Origin of the sequence: Rubripirellula amarantea (assembly GCF_007859865.1) — a bacterium.
Taxonomy (GTDB): Bacteria; Planctomycetota; Planctomycetia; order Pirellulales; family Pirellulaceae; genus Rubripirellula; species Rubripirellula amarantea.
The window spans coordinates 488,259-510,441 of record NZ_SJPI01000001.1 but is presented as its reverse complement, the minus strand read 5'-3'; the positions used below and the strand labels follow the sequence as shown (position 1 = coordinate 510,441).

The window sequence follows — 22,183 nt, the reverse complement described above, 5'->3', positions numbered from 1 at the left end:
CTAAAGAAAGATAAGCGGGTGGTCCGATGGTCGGGTCGCTCGGTTAGGATCGGATTGAAATTCATTAAGTTTGGAATCGTATTTGAGGCAGGGTTAATTGGTTGGCTGAGCTGTTTCAATCGTGATGGCCATGACAACTGGCGCTGATGTGTTCGGGCCTTTGATCAATTCAATGGACTTGATGACGGCAGTTCGCTTGGGGCTAACGTTGAAATATCGAAGTTGTTGCCCATCTGCAAATCCCATCGCGTATTCACTCTCGGGAACATCATGTCGGCGGATGTAGTCCGCAAAGTGAACTCCGTTAATCAGTGGATGATCTTCGGATGCTCCGTCCACATAGGTCAGTCGAACAGTCAACACAACGTTTCGCTCGGCAGTGACCGGGTATCCCCAACCGGAAACGCCGCTAAGGAAGTGAATCGACTTGGCCGCGGTATTGCACGGTAGCGAAACTTCATGCGGCATCCGCGACGGTATGATTCCAAGCGGACTATGCAAGAGAATGACGTTGGGACGCAGATCCCCTTGTGGATCAGTCAACTGAAACGGAACGTCGCGAAACTTGATTGGATCCCAAGCGGGGAATTTCAATCGGTCTGGCCCATCGTCCAAGAACATTCCCTTGGTGCTAATTGCAGTTGCGTAGCGATCCAGAGGTAGCGGCAGGTAGCGACTCTTGCTGGTCAGGAATTCCAACAGGTCAGTCATCTCACCTAGAACGATTGAATTTTCGAGACCTTCCGGCATCAGTGATTTAGACGACAGTACTAACTGTTCAATGTCCTCTCGCAAGATGCTTTTGGTCTGTCCTTCGGCATCGATCAAAGAGATGGCTGTCCGCGATTCCGAGCCAAGCATTCCTGTCATGACAATGCCGTCTACGGTAAGAACGGCATAGCTGCGGAAGTTGCTTTCGACATGGCGGCTGGGGTCGAGAATGTGAATCAACAAATCGCGTTTCGGATGAACGGCCATTCCGGTCAAATCTGGACCGATTCGTATTCCCTGTGTACCGTGGACGTGGCACTTCGAACAATGCTTGGTGTAGACCTCAAAGCCCTTGCTAGGATCGCCAATTGAGTGAGTTGCGGTTTGGTATTGATCAAGGACCAGCCTGCGATCTTCACTTGGAAGGGTGCCACTTTGGGTGAGCAGCTTTTTTGCCAACTGCCGCACCGACGTATCAGGATGCGAGGCGAGCGCCAATCTTTGTTCGAGCGTCAACGAGTTGCGAAGCAGGTCGTCCGATTTTGAGGTCCGCAACATCGCTAACGTGAACCGAGGTCGTTTCAGCAACAGCGACACTGCAGCGTGCTTGACCGACGGGGTCATCGCCGCGAGTCGACCGATTAACTCGTCCCCCAGTCCTTCCCACCGACTTGCCTCCAATGCTCGCATCAAACCGATTGCTACCTCAGGTTCGGTTCTTGGCGAGACTTCATCAAGTAAGCTAATTGCGATACGGCGGTCTCGTTGCAGATAGTCCACCGCCTGGGCCGCCGCCGCGATCCTTTCGCTTGCGGGGATGGTTGTGTCGTGGACTTTGCGAATGGTTTCATCAATCAACTGCTGGCCGTACTGCGAAAACCGCCGACTTCCCCAGCCAGTCGCAAGCTTGATCAATCGTCCGCGAGAAGTTGGGGGGACACGATCACTGATCGATAACAGCTTCACATCGGTCATCACATCAAGTTTGACGGTCGCCTCGTGTCCCGATGCAGTGAGAAACCCGTCTATGACCGCTGTCAAAATCTCGGGATCGGCCGCATTAAGGTCTGCCAATAGCTGGGCAAGGTCGTTGGTGTTCTCGCCGCGAGCATGATGTTCGGCGACTCGCCGGACGATTTCCACGCCCAATCCGGGTTGAGGCGTTCGTTTGGCGAGTTGACGCAGGAATGGGCCGCTCAACTGGGCAGCCGCACTTGTCAATGCATCGGGGATCCAGCGATCTGTCATGTTCGCAGAGTCATCGAGCACATCGAGAAGTGCTTCAGCGGCATGGTCCGCGATGAATTGATGATCCGCCGGTTCACCAGTCGCTAGATCTGACACAGCCAAGAGTGCTGCTAAACGAACCAGGGAATCCTCGTCCTTTAAGACGTTGGCGTCGAGCAGTGCAACAAGAGAGGAGCGTCGAGGTGGCAACGTTCGCAATGCATTAAGTCGCACGCCGGCAGACGGGTGGCGTAGTGTCCGCTGCACCGCGGTGTTGCATTGTTCGTGTTTTCCATCAAGGAGGTCTAAGCCGTGAAGTGTCCACAACGCATGAATGGCGCCGACGTTAAGCCCGATTTCGTCGGTACTCAAGTCTTCGACTAACTTGATCAAAGGTGATGCGAGGTCTTGCTTCCCTCGTTCTACCAATAAACGTTGAGCATGTTTGCGAACCACCATGGAATGATGAGTAAGCGCGGCAACCAATTGATCTGCTGTGGCCGTTGATAAATCGGGAACAGAGGTTGCCGCTTTTGACTCGTCTGCGACGACTCGGTAAATGCGAGCGAAGTCCTTGTCTCGCAATTTCGTTTCGTAGGCGCGTCCTTTTCCTTCGTGGACGCTTCCCGGAGTGGGGTGATTGTGTTGAACGACGTAGTTGTACCAATCGATCACCCAGACCTGACCATCGGGGCCCACTTCGGACATGATCGGTGCAGTCCATTGATCGTCACTGGCAAACAAGTTGAACGGATTGGATGAATGAAAATCGCTACCGTCTTGCCAAAGGACAAACGAGCCTACCAAGTGCCCGGTAGGCTCATTCACAAACGCAACGCGATTCCAATATTCTTGGGGATAGGATCGAGCGGTGTAGAGAGCGTGTCCTGCCGCGGCGCTATACCCTCCGTTCCAATCTACCTGGCGAATGTTCTTCGTGATCGGATGGAAATCGTTGGAGTCCGCGATCGATGACAAGGTAAGCGAGGGAGTCCAGCCACGCACTCGTTCGTAGTAGCGGTTGGCAATCGGCATGTAAATGCTGGGGTTGCCGTTGGCAGTGGAAGCAAAGATCAGCCCTTCTTCACTCTGGCCTAGACCCCAAGTGTTGTTATTGGTCGAACGAATGAACTCGACTTGCAAGCCATCGGTCTGCATTCGGAAGATCCCCATCCGGAACGATTCTTGAGGCTTTCCGTTGGCGATTGGCTCGGAATGGTTATAGCCCTGGGTGGCCCAGATCCAATTGTCCAATCCATATTGGAAGTTGCTCACTCCGGCATGGGTGTCGTCCAATTTCCAGTTCGATACCAAGACGCTGCGAACATCCGCACGTTCATCCCCGTTGGTGTCCTGCAAGAACAGTGTTTCCGTTCCGTTCTGAACAATCACACCGCCGCGTGAAAACGCCATGGCAGTAGGAATGCTTAGGTTGTCAGCAAAAACGGTGAAGCGATCCGCTATTGCGTCACCGTCGGTGTCTTCGCAGATTCGAATTCGATCGTTCCCCATCCCACCGTCTTGTCGCTCGTTGGGATAGTCGTCTGTCTCGGCTACCCATAATCGACCGCGATGATCCCAAGCCATGCAGATCGGCTTGCCATCCAGTTCAGGTTCCGAAGCGAACAGTTCAACGTGAAATCCTTTGGGAACCATGATGTGCTCAATGGATTCCTCGGCCGAAACAGGACGTTGCATCTTGCTCGTTGGAACTTCCTGGTTGCCACGCTCGCCTTGGATTCCCCACGATTCTTCGGGAACGTAATCCGGTATCTCAGACGTCACGTCGACGTATTCAAACGGCTTTAAGTTGTCCGGCAGAGCCTTCATTTCAGGGACATGAAAAGCAGGCCGGGTGACGTTCATTTGCGAGTTCAGATCCTGACCGTCCGATGAAACCCACAAGCAAAGCGATATCGCCGTTGTCATGAAGAAGCGATAGCGAAGCGTCGAAACAAGCAAGGATTGAACTCGAAGGAAAGACGGTTCGAGACGGACGGGGTATGGGCTAGAAATCATTGCAGTGCGATCGGGAAAGGGCGGTCGTCTATAGCTTGACGCTCTACCGCCAATTGTTACCGTTTCGAACTCCGCGTGGCTCCAATCCCCTGCACAAATGTGGTCTCGTGTTTTGAAGCACCCCCTCACTAGCGGAAGCTCGCAAGCATGCGGTTGGTTCCATTAGGTTCCTATAAAGGTTTGGCCTACCCCGTAGCTCGGTTGTCAGTATAGAAGTGCAACGGGGATCCGTAATGCGAAAGTGCGCAGTAAAGATTCGTTTTTGCGTTACACTGGTTGGCGTTGGTGATTTGATTTTTCTCTCGTGAACTTGCTTCCCATCATTCATGGCCAAAACGAAAACCGTCGCTTTGTTGATTGAGACATCCAATGCGTACTCCCGCGGAATGTTGCAGGGCATTGCCTCGTACATGCACGAGAATGAACTTTGGGAGATCGCGTTACCAGAGCAAGAACGCGGTGCGGGGCCTCCGCCCTGGTTGAATGCTTGGAAGGGCGATGGGGTGATCGCGCGAATCGAAAATGACCGCATCGCGCGAGTGCTAAAGCGAAAATGTATTCCCGTCGTTGATGTCAGTGCGGCGCGAAAGTTACCCGGTGTTCCCTGGGTTGAAATTGATGAAACGGGAGTCGGCAAAGCCGCGTTTGAGCACTTTCGCGAACGTGGATTTGAAAGGTTTGCGTACTGCGGTGAACCCGCCTACGATTGGTCGAAGCTGCGCCAGGATGGATTTGCACACTTTGTAAACGAGGCAGGCTTCGAATTAGAAGTGTTCAATGACGCACCCGTACCTGGTCAACGCGATTCGGTGAATCAGGCTAAGAAACGACTTATTCGATGGGTGAAGTCGCTTCCTTCGCGAACTGCGTTGCTGGCATGTTATGACGTTAAGGCCCAGCAAATTCTTGATGCATGTCGGCACGCGGGCATCAAGGTGCCGGAACAAATAACACTGTTGGGAGTCGACAACGATGAAGTCCTTTGTGATCTTTCAACACCGCCACTCTCGAGTGTCGTGCCGGCTGCCAAGCGCGTCGGCTACGAGGCCGCGCGTTTGCTTGACGTCATGATGAAAGGGGGCAAGGTTGATAAGCTCTGCCACCTCATCGAACCGCTGGGAGTCGAGACACGTCAGTCCACGGACATCCTGGCCGTCGAAGACGAGGACATCGCTAGTGTGCTGCGGTTTATCCGCGATCATCATTGTGATGGAATCAATGTCGAAGACATATTAAAAGTAGTGCCGTTGTCGCGGCGGACACTAGAATCGCGGTTTCGTGCTCGAGTGGGGCGAACGATGTATCAAGAGATCATGCGTCGTCGAATCGAGCGAATCTGCCAATTGCTGCGAGGTACCGATTTATCGCTCGGGCAGATTGCGATGCGTACCGGATTTCAAACGGAAGAATATATGAATGTGGCTTTCCGACGCGCAGTGGGAATCCCACCGGGCAAGTTCCGCAAGCAGCGGTGATTTAAGCGAGTCATGCATGCGGTCTACATTGTCCTACATTTCGAATGCTTCGTCTTGTCCCTGCACAACAGTCATTCGACAATCGGCTGGTAGGTTTGTGAGCGTTTGACTTGTGCCGTCAGGCCAGTCGATGGTTAGCTGATCTACGTGATCGTTCATGCCTAATCCAAAAGGTACGACTGGTTCATTGCGACAGAGGTATCCGTTTCCGCCGAACATCCAATTGGTTGAAATTCTGTCCCCCGTTTGAACGCTTACCCGAGCGCCGATCGCATCGCGTTCGCAAGTCACGCCGACGAGTTGTACGTCGAGCCAATGGTGATTCGTTTCGGTTTGATTGATCAGTAAAGCTGACTTTTCACCCATGTGCGTGACGACAAAATCCGTTTGGCCATTGCGATCGAAGTCCAATCGTGCGAGCGATCGGCCGACGTGAAGCCCACCAAAGTATCCTGATGAGTCCGCGACGGTTTGTAGTTGGAAATGGTCGCCACAGTTCACGAATAGCTGAGCAGGCTGTCGGTATGGCGATTCCTTCAAAGGCATGTTCTCAACGTGGCCGTTGGTAACCACCACGTCGGGTTTACCATCGTTGTTGTAGTCGATCGGTTGGGTCCCAAAACCAAGCACGGGAAAGCTGTCATCGGTCAACCTCCACGCGATCGAACGGTCTTGGAATGTTCCGCCACGATTGACGTAAAATCGCGATGGTGAGCGTTCAAAGTTGGTGATGTAAAAATCAAAGGCACCTGATTGATCGTAGTCCGCCGCTGCAATCCCCATCGACGCGGTGCGAGTGCCGTCGCAGCCTAGAGATATGCCCAGTAGCGGACCAATGTCTTGCCAGCCATCCTTGTCATTTCGTTTCCAAAGTTGATTGGGGCGTACATCGTTCCCGCTGTAGATTTCGTTTCCCGGTTCGCCGTCAAAATCGGCAACCAATAGGCATAGTCCCGTGCTGCGGTTCTCGTTCTGTTCGCTTAAGTTGCTCACGCTGCGTCGACCCAGTCCGTCATTCGCCAACAACCGATCCATCGCAGGTTGATAGTCGGCCGGAGCGACGATTTGCAGTTCACCCTTGGCATCAACTTTTGGCCTGGCGTCAATGCTCGGGTCATGGGCGTAGTTCTGTTCGTATATATCAGGCAAATGGTCACCCGTGATATCGGCAATCGCGATGGAAGTGCTCATCAGCGTGGCGTCATCCATGTCATCGGTTTGCTCAGATCGAAACGTTCCGTCGCCATTGTTGATCAGCAGCGTATTCGCACCAAGATTGGACACCGCAAGATCAGCAAACCCATCCTGGTTCCAGTCGCCGGCGGTGACGCCAACGGAGTACCGGAATTCTGCGGTTGTCGAACAAGTCGTCACGTCGACGAGACGATGATCCACATGACGATAAAGCTCGTTCGTTTGCGATCCAAGGAACGTCGGTGGGTCGGCGCCACCCTGGGCAAAGTAGAGATCAACGAAACCGTCGAGATCGTAATCTATAACCGCGACACCGCCGCCGATGGCTTGGTAAATCATGTATTCCTTGTCCTGAACCTGCGATGCGACCTGATAGGCATGGTTTAATCCCACCTGTTCAGCAACGTTTTCAAATTGGGGGTTCTCTGGTGGTGTTCCCGGGGTTGGTGTGATGCGTCTATGCGGATCCGAAGCGGAGGACGCTGGCTCTAAATGACGACTAAGATCAAGAGTGGGAAAACCTTCTAGGTCGAGATTGCACAATCGAGTGGAGATGTCGGGGAACGCTCGCCTTGTCTTCACGAGTTCGATTCGCTGTTTGTTCAGAACGCTAAGGTTGATCGTCGTCGATGAGTTTTGATTCGCTGCCATGGCTTTCCAAAGGAGCGATTCAAGTGGTCGCCCCAGCTTGTTGAGCCCTTCCCATACGGAGGCATAGCGTTGAGCGTCGGTTGGATGGCTAGTTCCCAATTCGTTGCTCGCAATTGTGACTGCACGAAGTGTAATTAGCTGATCCTCCCAGCGTTTCGCATCTTCGTTTCTTTGTAGGGCGTGCAGTGCTTGAACCATGCGACGGTAGGACCTGACGTCGGTGGGATCACGCTTGATGGCTTGGGCGAGCGCAACGACCGCTTCGTCAAATCGTTGTTCATTCGTAAGCCAGGCTCCGATGGCCGCCCACGATTCCGCAAAGTCTCGGGTGGGCGGGTCTGCGTTCGCAAGCCAGCGTAGAAATTGTTCATCTTGCTGGCCCTCGGCGAGGCATCTGCCATAAAACGCGTCTACCGCTGGTGGGACGGATGCCGTTTCGTAGAGCGGTGCTAACTTCGAGATCGCTTGAATGTAGGCAAGGTTCGAAAAGAATTGCCTTGCGTGTCCGCTCTCGCCAACAGGTTGATCGGTGCCGGAATCACTCAGCACCATCAGGGAATGTAATTCCTCCTGTCGAACATCACCAAGCTTGCACAGTACTCGCAAGTGCCTTGCTGCTTCGTGACGTCTTCCAAGACGGTTGTAAAGGTTAGCTAACCGACGATGGGCAAGACTTGAATTCGGTACCAGCTTGATGAGCTTTACGTAACGGTTGAGTGCGTCATCGTAGCGGTTGCTCTGCTCACAAAGATCAGCAGCGGCCCCAACTGCACGAACCCCGAGACTCGCGTGTGAGGATGGGATTTGATCGAGCAGCTCGACGGCAAGCTCTTGGTTCCCGCTTGCCGAAGCAACCGTCGCCATCGCAAACATTGCCTCGGCATCGGAATGATCGACGGAAAGCAGTTTCAACAGCGATGCTTTGGCGATGTCCCATTGTTCGCGAGCGATCGCATCGTGGGCGACCGCTAACGTTGTCGAGCGATTGAAGTGATTGCTCGCAACTTTGCCCGAAGCTTTAGTCTGAATTGCCTCAGCCTGCTCAGACAACTTGCTATTGAGGTGCAAGACATCGTTGGTACGCGAGGCTAAGTCGGGCCTAGGTGCCGAGCTTTGATGGTCGGACCCACAGCCAATCTGCAGACTCAGCATCACAACGCACATTGCTAAGCTAAGTCCAACGCGATGCGGTTGATCCTCCCTTTTCATTCGCCAAGGCTCACGCACCAGGGCGCTGGGCAGCATACTCGGCGGTCGGCTTGTTACGCTCAGATTCCGCTTCGAGATCCGCTGCCGTTTTACGGGCTGGCTTTTCAAGAACAGCTTCCGAACCGCTGCCTCCGCAACCAGGGACAATGATGAAAATGCTTGTGATGAAAATGGCGGCTAAGAGGAACTTTTGAGTCATCGGAGTTTCAGTGTGTAAATATGAGGAATGTAGACGTGTTGAGTGCTCCTTAGTGCCCCATGCAGGTCCGCATGTAAAGAAGCAATGAGGTGACCAATCGTCGAAGATTGCAATAGAACAGACACGACTGCGGCCGCATCTGTTCTGTTGCGTAAGGATCGGGGCACGATCCATTTCCAGCGTTAGTCTTCCAGGGAAGCCGTTTCGCTACTGGCAAGCGTGCCCAACGCTCCCCAAATGCCATAGGGGCTCTGTTCACCGAGGCCACGTCCAGCTTCTTGAAGTGGAAGTGCAGCTTGGTTGCCGGTGTCAACGGAATCGGTGACAAAGGTCACCGCACCGTCGCCCATCAAAACGTGGCAACCTCCGATGTGGCGACTCGAGGCTGACCACATTCCGTTGTTGTCCCACCAACGCATGACGTTGTAGCTGTTCGGTGGGCGGATGCTATGAAAGCGAGTCGAAAATTCACGACCGTTGGCCCACTGTCGCCCCCGGCCACGATCGTCTGGATTGAATTCGCTATGACGCTGGGTGTAGAACTTAGGACGCTCGGGATCGACCATCGTGCCGTTAACGCCAGCCCTTGTCGCCCATTCGCCCGGTGATACGTGTTGCATGTCATTTTCGGCCTTGATCGCAGTACCGGTGATTTCTTTTTCACCGCGATCCACCACAATTTCCCCGGCTACCATCGTGTTGGATAGACCGTCGAGAACGTCACGGAAATGAGTAAAGTGGCGAGCAGTAAAAGCGCCACGTGCGTACTTTTTGCAGTTTATCTCGCCCCAACCACCATCGGTTTCACGAGTTCCGTCTTCGTGAATTCCTACTTCGGTTTGTTCCCAGAAACAGTCACCATGACAGGCGGCATAGTTGGTGTAGCCGGGCAGACCTGAAGATCGAACTGTCGGGTCACTCGGACAACGAAACATCGGAACTTCGGTGATCCAGGGAGCATAGTCACTACGAAATGGAACCGGCCCCATCGCTGGATATAGATTGCCGAGCGAGCCGTCGTCGTAAATCACTTGGTACGGATTAGCAATGTTTTCCCAAAGCCCTTGCTGTTCGACAAACGGAAGCAAGCCAACCAGGTAACTCAAGCGGCCACGGTTGGAAGTGTTGTCATTGCCTCCGTTGCTGTGCCATGTGCCGCCGTAGTTCATTGGCAGGTTCTTAAAAGCCGAGTGATAGTTGTGCATGCCAATTCCAAGTTGCTTGAAATTGTTGCTGCAGCTCATCCTTCTGGCGGCTTCACGAGCGGCTTGGACCGCTGGCAATAGCAGCCCAACGAGCACACCGATAATCGCAATCACAACTAACAATTCGACAAGGGTGAAACCCCTTCGCCTTTTTGAAACATGTGTCATTACTTTGCCTCTAACATAAAATGACTGAAGATAAGAAGGTGGTCGTGAGAACCCATCGCGGTGTCGACGTCGCTATGAATTAACGTCTGAATTGGAATAGAGCGTGGGTCGAAGGGGGTTTACGCCGCCCGCCTTCTTGACCGTGTGTGATTATTCAAGCCGAAGGCTGGGCGAGTAATCGGGAAACACGCAAAAGAAATGTGTTTTCGCGCAAGGTGTGAGATGGGGTTGGATGCCACTTTGTGGCTAGCGAGATGAATCTTTGGAGTGAAATGCGAAAGGCACTTCTAATGTTGCTCGGGCGGTTAACATGGCCAGCAAGTCAGCATCGAACGACTCGTTCGATGAGTGACAAGACATCGGCATTTTCAAAACTCGCTTGCGAAGGATGAAGTATTGGGTAAGCGACTAGACGCATTCGCTTTAACCTCTCGGAAGAAGTTTTGCGACCCCACTGCAACCACTGCTGGGACGCTAAAAGTAGCTTCTGCGTTGCTTTGGACTGCAGGCAATCTCGGTTTGATTTCTTGGGTCGGTTGTGCCCCCTCGTCGAGTTCGCTCGATGGTGGTCGCGACCATCAGAAGATCGAAACTCTGCCCCAAGCATCACCCAATGGAAATGCTCTAGGGCAATCGAGTGAGTTGTCTGGATCGAGTGAGTCGTCTGGATCGGTTGAGCGAGCCATGAAAGCAGCATCGCTCGGCGATTGGAAAGCGGCAAAGCGTTTCTTGAGAAGTCATTTGGTTTCGGATCCAGGTAACACCAGCTTGCAGGAAGATCTAGCTCGCGTCGCAATGCAACAAGGAAGGACGATGATCGCAATTGAATTTTTGCAGAATGTGGTGGACTCGAATCCCGATGCGTCAATGTCTATTCGCGAAGACCTAGCTCAAATGATGATGGCGACCGGCCGTCCGTTTGAAACCGTCGCGATTGAAGAATCACTGATCGAAAGATACCCCGAAGCTGTTGATTCTCGATTCGCGCTAGCTGGTTTGGCTGCGATGCTTGGGCTAGATGAAGTTGCGGTGGGACAACTGCGTTGGCTTGCCCAGCACAAGCACGGGCACTTTGAAGGTTTGGTCGTACTAGCACAACCATCGCAGGTAGAACCTGATTCGGCGATGTGTGAAAAACTATTGCAATTGTGCCCCGAGGATCAACGGGCTCAGTACGGTCCCGCAAAACGTGATTCGTTGAAATTGAAATGGCGTCAGGTCGCCGATCGCTTGCGGCCAGTCGTTGATCAACATCCCGAGTTTATTCCGGGCTACGTGTTGTATGGCCGAGCACTCATGGAGTTGGGGAAGATTGATGCGATGCAAGATTGGTACGTCAAACGACCCCAAGACGCCCAGTCGTCACCGCAGTATTGGTTCGTCGTGGGGATGTGGGCTGAAGAACGGGGCGACCATGGTGGTGCGGCTCGCGCGTACTGCGAGGCTGCGCTACGCCAGGGAGCTAACGACTCGGAAACATTGACGCATTTAATCGCTTCATTGCGACGGATCGGCCGCGAGGATGATGTCCAGCATGTGGCCAAGCGAAATGAACACCTCACTCAGCTACATGATCTCACCAAGACGCTGTACGAACGCGACACGCAATCGCAAAAGGTGGCGATGCAGGTTGCCGAAACAATGAGCCGACTGGGACGTGTTTGGGAAGCCGAAGGCTGGGCAAGATTTGCACTGACCTTGCGAGATGACCGATTGTCGGATGCAAAGGACCGCTACCTCGCGATTCGCTCTCGCTTGTCTCCGGAAACGCCGTGGGACAGTTCATCTGTAGTTGAAGAGTTGAAGCGTCAGAGCTTAGAGTTGCCCGAAATTTCCTCGCTAAGTTCTGCTCCTGCTTTAGATCGAAAGTTCGCGTTGGGAAACTCAAAGTTCTTGTTTGCGGACGAAGCGGAAGCTCGCGGACTATTCCATACGACATCGCTCGCACCGGAAGCAAACCAACAGGGGCATTACATTTTCCAAAGCAATGGTGGCGGTGCGGCAGTCATTGATTTTGATCTTGATGGCTGGCCCGATTTGACCGTTGCAGATTTGAATGGAAAGCCGATGCAGGAAGACTCCAATACGGATCGACTGTTTCGAAATGTCAACGGATCGTTCATTGATATCACAAAGGAATCCACGTTTCGTGATCACGGATTCTCGCAAGGGATCACCGTTGGTGACTACAACAGCGATGGATTTCCCGATGTCCTGACTGGCAACATTGGTCAGAATCGTTTATTTCGCAACAATGGTGATGGAACATTTGCCGACGTGACCGAAACCGTCGGTTTGACAGGTCGACTTTGGACAACGTCAATGGTCATTGCCGACATTGATGGCGATGGAAACGCTGATGTGTTCGAAGTCAATTACTGCGGTGGCAATCGGCCCTACGAACGGGCGTGTCGTAGTCGCGAAGACAACCACTTGGTCGCCTGCACGCCTATGGATTTCGAGGGGGAGCCCGATCGTGTTTGGGCTGGTCTTGGTGACGGTACCTTTGAAGATGTTACAGCGAAGTGGATGAAGCAAAGTAGTCCAGGACGCGGCCTTGGTTTGGTTGCCGGTCATCTTGACGAAAGACCCGGACTTGATGTGTACGTCGCCAACGATATGTCAGCGAATCATTTGTGGTCACTCAACCGAAGCGACCCAGGAGTTGCTGACGAGTCGACTTCGCTTGTCGAGATTGCGGCGTCTCGTGGGCTCGCTTTGAGCGGACGGTCTCTTTCGCAAGCATCAATGGGAATCGCTGTAGGTGATCCAGATTGCGATGGAGATACGGACCTGTTCGTCACTCATTTTGCTGGCGATCACAACACCTACTATGAACAAGTCGGTCGTGGTCTTTGGGCGGACCGCACGTACCGGGCGGGATTGTCGGAGCCGTCCATAGATCATCTTGGTTTTGGCATCCAGTGGTCTGACTTCGACAACGATGGCACTTTGGAATTGATCATCGCCAATGGTCACGTGAGTGACTTAGATCGCTCGGATGTTGCCTATCAGATGCCGCCGCAGTTGTTTCGGCAAACGGAAGTTTCTCAATGGGCCGAACTGCCTCAAGGTGAACTGGGAGATTATTTTTCGCAAGACCATCTCGGACGCGCGTTGCTTACGATGGATGCCAACCGTGATGGACGCAATGATGTCGTCGTGACGCATCTTTATGAACCGGTATCTCTATTGATGAATCACACTCGCTCGGCAAGCGAAGATAGTTCTCTTGGGAATACCGTTGGCCTTGTTTTCGTTGCCAAGCAGAGTCACCGGGATGCTGTGGGGACCACCGTGCAAGCGAAAGTTGGCAGGCGGATTCTTCACGCTCAATTAACCGGCGGCGATGGCTACATGGTTTCAAATCAGCGTCGCATTTCGCTAGGAATCGGAAATGCTACCGAAATTGAATCGGCAACCATCACATGGCCTGCCGGGACTCAGCAGACCTTCCACTCGTTGTTGTCTGGCCGCGATTACATGCTTGTTGAAGGTGACGCTGAGCCGACCGTTCTATTCGATCATTCCGATCAGGGATAGAACCTTCGACAAGCCATGAATGTCAAGCTAACGGCGGGCTTTAGTAGCCTGCTGTATTGGACGTTGCGATCTTGATCTCGGGCATTCCTAGTTGCTGACGAGCTTCATCGAGCATTTCAGCGGTTCGGCTTGCACCGCATCGCGTCACACCAATTGCCTTAACGGCTAGTAGTGTTTCAAGGTCGCGGACTCCACCGGCAGCCTTCACTTGGACGTTTTCGCCAGAGTGCTTACGCATCAGTTTTAAGTCTTCCTGAGTCGCTCCACCCGTTCCATAACCAGTCGAAGTCTTGACCCAGTCGGCACCCAGTTCAGTACAGATCTCGCAAAGACGGATCTTCTGCTCGTCATTCAGGTAGCAGTTCTCAAAAATCACCTTTACTTTTTGGCCCGCATCATGCGCGACCTCAATGACAGGGGCGATGTCTTGCGTTACATAATCCCAATCGCCGCTAAGCACTTTGGAGATATTGGTAACCAGGTCCAATTCCTCGCAACCATCCGCGATCGCTTGTTTGGCTTCGGCAAGTTTGATGGCTGTAGTGTGTCCACCGTGGGGGAATCCGATCGTAGTCGAGGAGGCGACTCCGGTGCCGTTTAGCATTTTGGCACACTGTTTTAGGTAGTACGGCATGATGCAGACACTGGCGCACTCATAGGCAATAGCCAGTTCGATACCAACATCTAGATCTTTGGTCGTAAGCGTTGGGTTAAGAAGCGAGTGATCGATCATCTTCGAAACGTCATGATAGGTGTATTCAGCCATTGGTATATTTCCTTGAGGTGTTAAGTGGTGGCAAAGTGCCGATTGACAGGGGACGGTTAGTTGGAAGATTAAGCCGTATGGGCTACATCAACCCACGCTTGTTCTCGGTGGCTTTTTAGAATTGCTTCGCAAAGCATTACCTCGCGGTGGCCATCGTCAAATGTGGGGAATTGACGTGGCGCGGCAAAGTCGCCGTCTGCGATGTAGTTATAGAAAGTTTGGAAAAGCTGCTTGAACGTATCCGGGAAGCCTTCCGCATGACCGCCCGGGTAAGAGGCGATCGCAGCAGCAGAAGGAGACATCGTGGCGGGGTCTCGAATTAGCATTTCTGCGGGGCGGTCGCGGTACCCGACCCAAAGCGAATTGGGTTGCTCACTGTTCCATGAAAGTGCTTGGTGGCTTCCAGCAATCTCAAAACGGAGACAGTTCTTGCGACCCGCTGTTGTTTGCGATACGTGCAACGATCCGCGGGCGCCGTTGGCGAACTTCAGCAGGATGCAACCTGCATCCTCGGTGTTGATGTCAATCGCTTCGGTCTCGGTCTCGGTGGCGTTTTCGGATCCCGAAAACGTGAGCGTTGCGCCGATCGCGCGATAGCGAGTGGAATGGACGGTTTGCAAGTCGGCGCAAACCGACACGACCGATTGGCCAGTAATGAACTGAACCAAATCAAGCCAATGAGTACCGATGTCGGCGACGGCACGAAGATCACCACCTTCGCCGGCGACGACCCGCCAATTGAAATCACTTTGTTTCAATAGCCAATCCTGCACATAGGATCCCGTCACGTGCAACGTTTCGCCAAAGTTAGACTGTGATATGCGAGCGGCCGCCTCGTGGCAAAGCGGATAAAAGCGAATGTTATAAGCCACGCCCGTCACAAGTCCGCTTTCGTTGGCGATTCGTACAAGCTCGGCGGATTGTTGCGAATTCATCGCCAACGGTTTTTCACACAGGACGTGTTTGCCGGCGGCAAGTGCCAACTTGGTTTGATCAAAATGAAACTTGTTGGGCGTCGCCAAGTGCACCACATCAACGTTATCGTCGCGTAAGACATCTTCAATCGACTCATAGCGTCCGGGCAAGTTCAAGTCTTCAGATGCAGCAATCGACTTTTCGGGCGACGATCCCACAATGCCTTTCACGTTCACACCGATTCGCTTAAGTGCTTCAACGTGAACAGGACCGATGAATCCGGTACCCACGACGGCAGCGTTCAATTTCATTTGCACTGGATAAGCTCTAGGTTGATGGTCAAAGTCTTGGTGGGTTACCGCAGTTGGCCGCGGGCGGGTGTTGCCGTTTGAATCGGTCCTAGCCGACTGTGGAATTCATATTGGTCCCCTCGATACAGTGTCCGTTCCCACCATAGGGGAGTGCCTTTGCGGATGAAGCCAACGGAGATAACTTCCAAAGCGGGGGCTCTCGACGTCGTTTCTAGTATTCGAGCTTCGTTCGTTGTGAGTGAAACCGAACGAATGATATCGTCGGCGCCTGCGATGCTAAGTCCGAACGTTTTCGTGAACGCTTGGTAGAGCGATCCTTTGACTTGAGTCTTGGTCATGCCCGGACAATGTTCGGCGATCACATAACGATGTTCCAAGATGACGGGAACGTGATCAGCCAGTCTCAGGCGTTTCATTTCCCATAGTTGCGAATGGTCCGTCGCGTTCAACGCCTGTGTCACAAGCTCATCGACTTGGTTTCCCACTACCGACTCAAACGAGAGAATTTGAGTGCTGGGTTTCCTGTTCGCTGCGTTGGCCTTCTCGGTGAAGCTGACCAAAGAGCGCAGGTTGTAGTGGTTCAGATCGCATCGAACGAATGTACCCACTCCACGTCGGAACTCTAAGACTCCTTCTGAAACAAGACTTGCCAAAGCCTTGTTCGCAGTCGCACGGCTAACTGAATACTGTTCACTTATCTGTCGCTCAGACATGAACTTGTCGCCACCCTGGTATTCAGAGTGCAACGAAGCGCGAAGCCGCTCATTGAGCCGTTGGTAGACAGGGCTTTGTCGCAGATTTTTGTCCATGAAGTTCACGTTGAACGTGAGTGTTTTGTTGGAATTTGTTGCTCTTTCGCAGCAAAATAACGTCACTATCACAATCCTTGACGTCGACTGACCGTGCAGTTTTGCGTGGCTAGGCCACCTGAGTATATGGGGTCGCCAACGCGCTGAATATCCCTCGTTTAGCTCGTTGTATTGTCTGCGGGTTTTCGTGCGCTAAGTCCAAACGATGCAACGTTAAGGTGACGTTTGTGTTCAAGCGACAAGCGTGGTTCCCAGGACGCGCGGCGGTCGTTCGCCATCGACGCTACACGATCCGCCAGTTGGCACCGCGACTTGAAAAGATGTGGCGTCTTCCTTGTTACATAAGTTGAAGAAAGGACGCAAAACACAGGGATCAGCTTTGCGAAATTTGGCTTGCGTTCACAAACCGTTTCGCAACCGAAGTTGAAGCCGCTAGAGAACAGATCCCATTGTCTATGAACAGGATGTGCTGACAAAAGAAAGAAAACCAACTGCTCTTCTGCTCGCACTGGGAATTACGAGGGGCATCTGTTATTCGTTCGATTCGTGGGGCAACTAAATCGACAGTGCAAGCAGAAGAGCAGTTGGTGGATACCGAGTCACACGGTTCTTTGCAAAATGGATTCCGAAGTGGGGCTTAGACGGAAAGCTAATTTTGCGCGAGCGAGTGAACGTGGGGCATTCGGAACGATTGTGACTATCGAAAGGGAAATAATGTCTCGACGCATGAAGGATCTGTTGGGGGGAAAGTAGTAAACCTTCGTGCAGCGTGAACGTTATCACCCTTAGATTCGGCAAGACAACACAGTGAGATTGATCGTTTGCCCTCAAGGTAGCTCTAGAACAAGCATTCAAGGGGACGAAATTCAAATCGTGGGTCTCGTCGCGGTCACACTTTAATGTAACCCCCACTGACCCATAAGCAATGTGCATGTTGAGCCCCCCACCACGTTCAATTTGAGCGTGTCGATGCCCCACAACAAAGAGATCATTCAAGACATGTTGGAGCAAGTAAAAACTCGCCAGGTCTATCTTGTCGATGATAGCCCCGAGGAAATTCAGTTCGTTGAACGCATCTGTGAATCCGTAGGTGTAAAGGTTCGATCATTCAGTTCCGCAGAATCTTTTCTCGATGCGATGGATTCAATTAAAGGCGGATGCGTATTAATCGATATGTTGATGCCGGGCATGAATGGGTTGTCGTTGTTTGAAGCCATTAAGGATCAAGACTCATCGCTGACCTGTATTCTGATGACCGGCTTTGGTGATACAGCGTCATGTCGAGCGGCATTTCGCGCAGGGATCTTTGATTTTATCGAAAAGGACGCTGGACCAAGGGAGTTCCTGGATGTGATCGAGCGTGCTTTTGACCACGCCGAGTCAATCAGCGATCGCACATCTGGCACCGCAGACACCCCCGCAGAATGGGAAGTGCTGACGCAACGAGAGAAGGAAGTCGCTGAGCAATTGGTGCATGGATTCACGCTGAAGAAAATCGCATCGATCTTGGGTATCACTGTTCAGACTGCGTCCAAGCACCGAAGTCGTGTCTTTGACAAGTTGGGCGTAGCAAGCGAAGTCGAATTGCTAAAGTCAAAGATTGTCATACGTGCTGCTTCCTGAGTTGGTCGAAGCGTGGTTTGCTAACCTGCTGGACCGGTTGGCAGATTCACCTCGATCGCAAGCCCATGACCTCGGGCGGCTAGAATCGCTAGCGATCCGCCGTGCCGCTCGATGATGCGTTGAGCCAGTGCCAATCCCACACCCGGACCTACTTTCACATCGCTCTGCGGCAACACGCCAAAAGGAGCGGTTAACTGGTTCGCATACTTCGGGTTCACTCCCAGACCATTGTCGCTTAGCGATATGGTCACGGCAGAAGGCAGCTTTTGGGAACAAGCTACCTTGATGTCCAGCGTTTGCTTTTCGTCTCGATAGCGAATTGAGTTTCCGAAAAGTTCGGTGAACACCGAACCAATCTGTTGCTCGTCTATCCAAAGCGAAGGCCATTCGCCGCTGAACGAGAGCTTCGCATCGGGCGGACTGACATCCTCAAGCGACTGCCAAACGCCGGCGATCAGCATTCGAATGTCGGTTGCTTCTCGTGTGGGTTCATCCCAGCAATGCTGTACTAGTTTTGTGAGTCCCGCGAGGACCGATTGACTACGCTGGACGGCAAGTTGGATATCCTCAATGGCTTTCTCGGCCTCTGGATTGAGTTCGATTGCAGCCGTTTCTTCGGCGAAAATCTCACAATGCATCAAGACATGACGAAGAGGAGCTCGAAGGTCATGGATAGCCCGCTGCAACACGGTCTTCGTAAAGGCGGGATCAACGGTTTTATCATTCATCGCTGGCAGTCAGAAGTCGTTTTTGATTGCCTCGCAGGGAATGCGTGGGGCGAGGCATTCGACACATGTAAGGAACTATCATACCGGGTAGAGCGTTAAGCAACTTGACCGCGATTGAAGCATGCGTTTTTGCAAGGGAACCCGCAGGAGTGCATATCGCTGTACCTTTTGCGGATGTAAATTGTAGAACAGGTTGCTTCGTTGGTTAAACAACAGCGACCGTGTCAAATTGCCGGCCTACGCTTTATGCACTTCTCTTGATCGCTGTCTTAAGACCAAATGCGTCGCAACAAAATTACGACTCCCACTTTCGAGGCAATTCAAAGAGCTGCCGTGTTGCTCGCTGATGGTCAATTAGTTGCCATCCCCACTGAGACAGTTTACGGGTTGGCTGCGAACGCCCTCGATGAGTTGGCCGTCAAACGAATCTTCGCAGCGAAGGGTCGACCCGCAACAAATCCATTGATCGTTCATTTAGCGGATGTGACGCAGTTGGCCTGGGTCACGGATCCCAATTTGGATCCGATCGTTACCCAGCGCATTAATAAGTTGTCACAATTTTGGCCCGGGCCGCTCACGCTCGTTCTGCCTCGAAATGCCGCTGTTCCCGACATCGTCACAGCAGGACTCGACACGGTTGCGGTACGAATACCTAGCCACGAAGTTGCGCGTCAATTGATTCATGCTTGCGGATTTCCGTTGGCGGCACCTAGCGCAAATCGTTCTAACTATGTCAGCCCGACTTTGGCCATTCATGTCATTGAAGGACTGGGTGACGAAGTGGAAATGGTACTCGATGGTGGACCTTGCGGTCACGGATTGGAATCGACCATTGTTAAGCTTGATGGTCAAAACGTTACGATGCTACGGCCCGGCGTGATCACTCGCGATCAGATTGCGAATTGCCTCGGGACAGATGTGCTGGTCCACTCGCACGACCACGGAAATACCTCGCTATTGGCTCCTGGTATGATGCGAGAACACTACTCGCCTACGACCCCAATTCGATTCGTTGATGAGATCGCCCTCGCCGATTTGCCACCAAGGTGCGGACGAATTGCATTTGCCCCGTTAGCAACCGATAGCTCCGATCGAGAACAGCTACTGCACCCGTTCATCCGAATGGAGGTGCTGTCGCCAACAGGTGATTTGAGTGAAGTAGCACGTGAGTTGTTCGGGGCGATACGTCGACTTGACCATGAGAATTTGGATCTGCTTCTTGTTGATCGTTGCGAACCGACGGGAGTTGGCGAAGCGATAATGGACCGACTGACCCGCGCGACGGCGAAATCTTCTCGATCTTGATTTCGTTGACCTCCATCGCTTTAGCCGTCCGATAGCTTGTCCATCGTCGAAATAAGGAAGGTATAATGTCTCTTCCGCTGCGTTATGTTTTGGTTGGCCGCGCCGCGACTGTCCCAATCTGAACACTTATCGAAAATCGTTCATGAAACTCTTTGCTCGCCTTTTCGTTCTGCTGATCGTGTCCTCGACCTTAATTGCCGAGGACGCTGTTTCGCTGTCGGATCGCAAAAAAGTGCTCGACATCAATCGCGCTGTGGCAAAAGCAGGCCAAGACTATGCCTCTGGCAAGCTCGAAGAATGTGCAGACGAAATACGCTCGGCAACCCAATTAATAAACATGGTCGCTGAACAGTCACCGAGCTTGATGGATCAACTCCAGCCTGCGATCAAGCGAATTGAAAAAGCTCGTGAGCTGCTTGAATCCAAAGGCATTGTCATTGAACCCATCGCCGATCGAGAAAATGTTACCGACGCCGATCCTAGCATGGCTTCCAATCGTCGGGCGAAGTCGTCGAAACGACCTGCGAAACGACCTGAGAAGCCAACTGGCCCAGAAGTCTTTATGACCGATGATCCGCTTAGCTTTACCAAGGTTGTTGCTCCCATTCTTGCGAACCGATGTGGACAGTGCCATGTCGCGGGAGCCAAGGGTGGATTCCAAATGCTGTCTTACGCTGGTTTGATGAAGGGGCCTCCGGAAGGTGTCGTGATCATGCCAGGTGACAATATAGGCAGCCGATTGATCGAGACCATCGAGACGGGTGACATGCCTCGTGGATCGGGCGAGGTTCCTGCGACAGAGTTGGCGACGTTGAAAGCGTGGGTGGCAGCCGGAGCAAAATTTGATGGGGCTGATCCCAATGCACCGCTGGTTTCATCCGCATCTGTATCAAACCAGCCATCGCCAGCCATGAGCGTGACTCGTGCATCCGGTAACGAAACAGTTAGCTTCGCCAAGGACATCGCGGGTCTCTTGGTCAATAACTGTTCCGGTTGCCACATTGATGCGATGCAGATTCGTGGGGGTTTGCGGATGGACAACTTCGCTGGGTTATTAAGAGGTGGCGATAGCGGATCAGTGATCGAGCCGGGCAAGGGATCTGACAGTTTGTTCGTGAAAAAACTTCGAGGCTTGGAAGGAGACCGGATGCCTGCGGGCGGTCGCCCTGCCCTGGCCGAGAAAGATATCCAGTTGATCGCCAAATGGATCGATGAAGGGGCGACGTTTGACGGCAGCAGCGAAACTCAGTCGCTACCAGTGATGCATCAATTGGCATGGGCATCATCGGCGTCGCCCGAAGAGGTAGCTTCCAAGAGAGCGGATTTAGCGAAGGAAGCATGGGCCTTGGCCAACGGGTCGGGAAAGCAGATCAACGAAGCGAAGTCCGACGAATTCTTGGTATTGGGAACAGGATCGCAAGCCACCTTGGATTTGGTTTCGACGATTGTCCAACGGCAACTCAAAGTCGTGGATTCGGTTATGCCAGCCAAAGGTGACGGCACGTACTATCGAGGACGCGCGACGGTGTTTGTGTTCCCCAGGCGATACGACTACAGCGAATTCGCAAAAATGGTAGAGCAGCGGAGCATCCCAACCGGTTGGACAAGCCATTGGTCGTACGATGGAATCAACGCTTATGTCGCAGTGGTAGTTGGTGAAAACGATGACGAAGCAACGATTGAAAGTCGCTTGCTCGCCCCGTTGACCAGTCTTGCCGTGGCCACTCAAGGCTCGGATCTTCCTCGATGGCTCGCCGAAGGCGTTGGTGTTGTTACTGCGATGCGAAAAGCAAAGCTCAGTCGCGATGATCGACGGAAAATCGAAATGGAAACTCAGCAGGCTGTAATGTCCGCCGAGAATGCCAAGCAATTCTTGGAGGGCAAAATGTCGCCAGAGCAATCGGACCGAGTCGGCGCAGCGATCGCAACCACGTTGCTTGATCGTACTCAGCGAAAGAAGTACGACCAACTGCTAAGGCAGCTAAGTGAGAACGCTCCATTTGACGTCGCATTCACGCAAGCCTTCGGCGTAACCGTAGAAGGCTACGTTGAAGCTTGGTTCCAGTACGCACGCAAGTGACTCTTTCTCATCTAGGTTTGAAAGTGTAATTGCAATGAACTAGTG

At 52.7% G+C, this 22,183-nt stretch carries 13 protein-coding genes; 5 read left to right on the top strand and 8 right to left on the bottom strand.

Annotated features, from left to right (window positions below; all coding sequences use genetic code 11):
- Window positions 1–93: 93 nt before the first annotated feature.
- Window positions 94–3,957, bottom strand: a complete 3,864-nt coding sequence (locus Pla22_RS01890) for a PVC-type heme-binding CxxCH protein (RefSeq protein WP_146513087.1) — start codon at window positions 3,955–3,957, stop codon at window positions 94–96.
- Window positions 3,958–4,283: 326 nt separating this feature from the next.
- Between Pla22_RS01890 and Pla22_RS01885 the strand changes: the two genes are divergently transcribed.
- Complete coding sequence (locus Pla22_RS01885; protein ID WP_146513086.1) at window positions 4,284–5,432, top strand: XylR family transcriptional regulator; 1,149 nt, start codon at window positions 4,284–4,286, stop codon at window positions 5,430–5,432.
- Window positions 5,433–5,465: 33 nt separating this feature from the next.
- Here Pla22_RS01885 and Pla22_RS01880 read toward each other — a convergent pair whose 3' ends face one another.
- The 3 genes from Pla22_RS01880 to Pla22_RS01870 form a co-directional block, all read right to left on the bottom strand.
- A complete protein-coding gene (locus tag Pla22_RS01880) occupies window positions 5,466–8,486 on the bottom strand; it encodes an FG-GAP-like repeat-containing protein (RefSeq protein ID WP_165440482.1) in 3,021 nt (1,006 codons plus the stop codon).
- 10 nt (window positions 8,487–8,496) lie between these two features.
- On the bottom strand, window positions 8,497–8,685 hold the full coding sequence (locus tag Pla22_RS01875; protein WP_146513084.1) for a hypothetical protein: 189 nt from the start codon (window positions 8,683–8,685) through the stop codon (window positions 8,497–8,499).
- Between the two features lie 182 nt (window positions 8,686–8,867).
- Window positions 8,868–10,058, bottom strand: a complete 1,191-nt coding sequence (locus Pla22_RS01870) for a DUF1559 domain-containing protein (RefSeq protein ID WP_146513083.1) — start codon at window positions 10,056–10,058, stop codon at window positions 8,868–8,870.
- Window positions 10,059–10,454: 396 nt separating this feature from the next.
- Between Pla22_RS01870 and Pla22_RS01865 the strand changes: the two genes are divergently transcribed.
- Window positions 10,455–13,601 carry a CRTAC1 family protein gene (locus tag Pla22_RS01865; protein ID WP_146513082.1) on the top strand — a complete coding sequence of 1,049 codons (3,147 nt, stop codon included), beginning with the start codon at window positions 10,455–10,457 and terminating at the stop codon, window positions 13,599–13,601.
- Window positions 13,602–13,641: 40 nt separating this feature from the next.
- Here Pla22_RS01865 and deoC read toward each other — a convergent pair whose 3' ends face one another.
- The 3 genes from deoC to Pla22_RS01850 form a co-directional block, all read right to left on the bottom strand.
- On the bottom strand, window positions 13,642–14,367 hold the full coding sequence (gene deoC / locus Pla22_RS01860) for a deoxyribose-phosphate aldolase (protein ID WP_146513081.1): 726 nt from the start codon (window positions 14,365–14,367) through the stop codon (window positions 13,642–13,644).
- Window positions 14,368–14,435: 68 nt separating this feature from the next.
- A complete protein-coding gene (locus Pla22_RS01855) occupies window positions 14,436–15,593 on the bottom strand; it encodes a Gfo/Idh/MocA family protein (protein WP_146513080.1) in 1,158 nt (385 codons plus the stop codon).
- Window positions 15,594–15,637: 44 nt separating this feature from the next.
- Window positions 15,638–16,402 (bottom strand): GntR family transcriptional regulator, encoded by a 765-nt coding sequence (locus tag Pla22_RS01850; protein WP_146513079.1) that lies wholly within the window; start codon window positions 16,400–16,402, stop codon window positions 15,638–15,640.
- A gap of 969 nt (window positions 16,403–17,371) precedes the next feature.
- Between Pla22_RS01850 and Pla22_RS01845 the strand changes: the two genes are divergently transcribed.
- On the top strand, window positions 17,372–18,025 hold the full coding sequence (locus tag Pla22_RS01845; RefSeq protein WP_146513078.1) for a response regulator transcription factor: 654 nt from the start codon (window positions 17,372–17,374) through the stop codon (window positions 18,023–18,025).
- A 20-nt stretch (window positions 18,026–18,045) separates the two neighbouring features.
- Here Pla22_RS01845 and Pla22_RS01840 read toward each other — a convergent pair whose 3' ends face one another.
- On the bottom strand, window positions 18,046–18,753 hold the full coding sequence (locus tag Pla22_RS01840; RefSeq protein WP_146513077.1) for a sensor histidine kinase: 708 nt from the start codon (window positions 18,751–18,753) through the stop codon (window positions 18,046–18,048).
- Between the two features lie 279 nt (window positions 18,754–19,032).
- Here Pla22_RS01840 and Pla22_RS01835 point away from each other — a divergent pair, with 279 nt between their 5' ends.
- Both Pla22_RS01835 and Pla22_RS01830 read left to right on the top strand, forming a co-directional pair.
- Window positions 19,033–20,058 carry an L-threonylcarbamoyladenylate synthase gene (locus Pla22_RS01835; RefSeq protein WP_146513076.1) on the top strand — a complete coding sequence of 342 codons (1,026 nt, stop codon included), beginning with the start codon at window positions 19,033–19,035 and terminating at the stop codon, window positions 20,056–20,058.
- Between the two features lie 142 nt (window positions 20,059–20,200).
- Window positions 20,201–22,138, top strand: a complete 1,938-nt coding sequence (locus tag Pla22_RS01830; RefSeq protein WP_146513075.1) for a c-type cytochrome domain-containing protein — start codon at window positions 20,201–20,203, stop codon at window positions 22,136–22,138.
- The last annotated feature ends 45 nt before the right edge of the window (window positions 22,139–22,183 follow it).